This is a genomic window from Companilactobacillus versmoldensis DSM 14857 = KCTC 3814 (assembly GCF_001434295.1).
Taxonomy (GTDB): Bacteria; Bacillota; Bacilli; order Lactobacillales; family Lactobacillaceae; genus Companilactobacillus; species Companilactobacillus versmoldensis.
In genome coordinates this window covers 1-3,722 of the sequence record NZ_AZFA01000043.1, presented here as the reverse complement: position 1 = coordinate 3,722, position 3,722 = coordinate 1, and the positions used below count along the sequence as shown (strand labels likewise).

2 protein-coding genes are annotated in these 3,722 nt (G+C 38.6%); one reads left to right on the top strand and one right to left on the bottom strand.

Going from position 1 to position 3,722, the window contains the following annotated elements; all coding sequences use genetic code 11:
• Positions 1-22 precede the first annotated feature (22 nt).
• The gene (gene helD / locus FC27_RS11295; RefSeq protein ID WP_010624622.1) at positions 23-2,308 is read right to left on the bottom strand and encodes an RNA polymerase recycling motor HelD; all 2,286 of its coding nucleotides are present in this window, start codon (positions 2,306-2,308) and stop codon (positions 23-25) included.
• 315 nt (positions 2,309-2,623) lie between these two features.
• Between helD and trpS the strand changes: the two genes are divergently transcribed.
• Positions 2,624-3,646, top strand: a complete 1,023-nt coding sequence (gene trpS, locus FC27_RS11290; protein ID WP_010624621.1) for a tryptophan--tRNA ligase — start codon at positions 2,624-2,626, stop codon at positions 3,644-3,646.
• Positions 3,647-3,722: the final 76 nt, after the last annotated feature.

Below are 3,722 nucleotides of genomic sequence, written 5' to 3'. Positions count from 1 at the left end.
AGAAAGTTTAGACCCTTTTTTGTTAATTAGTTTGTAATTTAGCTGTCTGATCTTGAACGGAGTTCTTGATCAATGGTGATAGTTCGTTTTCAGCACAAAGGGTCAAATTATGCATCGCACGAGTACAAATGGTATAGAGAGTATCGCGACTGCGGTCGTCAGGATAATTGTCTTTGGAGACATCATGAGCGATGACAGCGTCAAATTCTAAACCTTTAGCTAGATAAATTGGCATGACCAAGATCCCCTTGGGCACTGATCTAAAGTCAGCATCGACTAAGGTCAAAAGCCCCTCATCTCCGTAATGGGCATAAACTTGTTCAGCTTGGGATTGATTACGAGTCAAAATTGCGACCGTATCATATTTTTGGTTAAGTTCACGGGCACAATCTTTTAAGCCCCGATAATAATTTGTCTCACCGTCATAGACGTGCATCTCTGGCTTTTCTCCACTACGTGAGAAAGCTTTGATCTTCTCGGTGTCAGGCAACAATTGACTGGCAAAGTTAGTGATCTCAGCAGTCGAACGATAACTTTGATTCAAAGTTATGGTTGTCATATGCTTTTTATTGAACAATTCTGACACGGCAGTGATCAAATCTTTTTGACGATATGAACTAGTCAGAACATCTTGCGAACGGTCACCTAATAAGGTCAATTTGGCGTTAGGGAAGGCGTGTGAGATGTATTTCAACTGAGCCATCGTATAATCTTGGACCTCATCAATGAAGATATGTTGGATAGCAGTATTGATACCACTGTCGGTCACATAATCACGTAGGTACAAAATAGCTACTGAATCACTCAAACTCAATTTATGAGCCTCGACATTATGGTCGATGGCATCGATCATTGTGTTCCAGATTTCAGGGTCAACGACATCCTGATCCAAGTGACTCAACAAGTAGAGATATTCCTCATAAGGATTGAAGAAGTAATTGTTGATCAAAGCATTGTAGATAGGAGCGTAACGATCTTTGAGAAATTCTTCGGCGATGATCGATCTTTGATTGGTTGATTCTTCAATTTTGTGGTCAGTGATGATCTGTTGGAAGTCTTCGTCTGACAAGTTATCGATCTCAGCTTGGACCCAGTCGTCATCACGGTCTTGATGGATCCGCTTTTTTAGTCGCTTGATCAAAGTGTTTTTCGTCTTCAAAAAGCGATCAGGAATACTAAAGGCGGTGTTTTGTGATTGGTAGATTTCTGAAATCTCATCTTTTGTGAAGAAAGGACGTCCTTCGAAAATGATGTCTTCAAAATACAAGAGATGATTTTTATTGGCATTTTCGAGATTTTCCAAATCTTCGAGAAAACTGCCACTTTCTTTATAAAGACGCATATCGATCATTTCTTGAGGGAGATTCTTTTCATCTTTTTCATAACGTTCAAATAAGGTCTCCACTTGGATACCAGTCAGACGTAAGGAGATAAATTCGTTTAAGGTCACCTGACGCATATTTCTTTCACCTAAACTTGGTAAAACTTCAGAAATGTAATTACTGAAAAGTTTGTTAGGTGAGAACAAGATAATTTGATCGGCATTCAAACTTGAACGACTGTGATAAAGCAAGAAAGCAACACGTTGCAAGATAGCTGAAGTTTTACCGCTACCTGCTACACCTTGAACTAACAGGACATCAGAGTGAGTATCACGGATGATGGTATTTTGTTCATGCTGAATCGTGGCAACGATATTTTTCAAATATTCATCACTATATTCAGATAAAACGGATTGCAAAATTTCATCACCAACTGTTTCGTTGGTATCAAACATATTTTTGATCTTGTTATGGATGATTTGGAATTGGCGCTTGCGTTTTAGGTCGACTTCGGCAGTTCCATTAGGAGTTGGATAGGAAACCTTACCAAGTGTCCCATTATAGTAGATACCTGAGATAGGAGCACGCCAGTCATAGATCAAGAACTCTCCATCTTCGTCTTGGAGAGTGGAGGTCCCGATATATAAGGTATCCTTTTCACCATCTTCAACAATGTCGATCCGACCAAAATATGGTGAACCTTGAAGATTCTTGAGCTTTTGTTCGTTAGCGTTGAGAATGTTTTCATTTTCAACTGCCAAGTAAACTAATTGTTTCTGCTGTTGAACGGAGGCATTAGTTTCCATTTGGTCATCGACTTCTAAAGTATTGACCTTGGTATTTTCACCATAGTTCCGTTCAATATTTCCTGTTTCAGAATGAGCTTTTTCTAAGTATTGGGAAACTTTTTCGAGTTTATCGTCGATAATATCGGCAACTTTATCAACACGTTTTTGTTCTATTTTCTTACTGTCTTCTATAGTCATAAAATTACCTCTCGTTGACAATTTTCGTAAAATTCCTTATGATAATAGCTAATTAGAGTATATTAAATCATAGTCATTTTTAAGTACTAATTCAAGTAAGTCGAATTCAGAGAGTAGTTCCTCGTCTGCAAAAACTACCGACCTTGAACTGGGAAATGGATATGGGTGGCGCCTTAGAGCCGAAAGTGGTAGAGATAAACTCTACAAAACAGGTGGTACCACGCATGAGCGTCCTATTGTTAATTCAATAGGGCGCTTTTTAGTTCGGTGATTAGATTTAAGTCTGCCTTAGCAGTATAAATAGGAGGAAACAAAATGGCAACTAATACAATTTTAACTGGCGATCGTCCAACCGGGAAATTACATATCGGACATTATTTAGGATCATTGAAGAACCGTGTTCAATTACAAAATGAAGGCAAATACAAGATGTTTATCATGATTGCTGATATGCAAGCCTTGACTGATAATGCCCGTAATCCAGAAAAAGTTCGCAACAGTTTGATCCAAGTTGCTCTGGACTATTTATCAGTTGGGATCGATCCCGCTAAGACTACTATCTTAGTCCAATCACAAATCCCTGCTTTGAATGAATTAACTATGTATTATTTGGATTTGGTTAGTGTATCACGTTTGGAAAGAAATCCAACCGTAAAATCAGAAATTCAGCAAAAAGGTTTTGGCCAAAGTATCCCAGCAGGGTTCTTGACTTATCCAGTCAGTCAAGCTTCTGATATCACTGCTTTTAAAGCTGATACTGTGCCAGTTGGTGATGATCAAGAACCAATGATCGAACAAACTCGTGAGATCGTTAGGACCTTCAATCGGACTTATAATGTTGATACTTTAGTAGAACCAGAGGGTGTTTTCCCACCCAAGGGTCAAGGACGTTTACCAGGTATCGATGGTAATGCCAAAATGAGTAAGTCATTAGGTAATTGTATTTATTTATCAGATACGGCTGATGAAGTAACGAAAAAAGTTATGTCGATGTATACTGACCCAGAACATGTTCATGTTGAAGATCCTGGTAAAATTGAAGGCAACACAGTTTTCACATACTTAGATGCCTTCGCTACTGACACCGACAAAGTCAATCAACTGAAGGAACAATATCAAGCTGGTGGTTTAGGCGATGTTAAGGTCAAAAGATATTTGAATGATGTCTTGCAAGAGATCCTTGAACCAATTCGCCAACGTCGTGCCGAATATGAAAAAGATATTCCTAGTGTTTACAAGATGCTCGAAGAAGGCAGTGCTAAAGCCAATGAAGTTGCTAACCAAACCTTGCAAGAAGTAAGGGATGCAATCGGTGTCAATTATTTCCAAGGGAAATAATCAAAAAATACAAAAACGTTTTCTAAAAAAACATGCTGCACGACACTTGATTTTCTTGGCTCTAAGTCAAATCGTA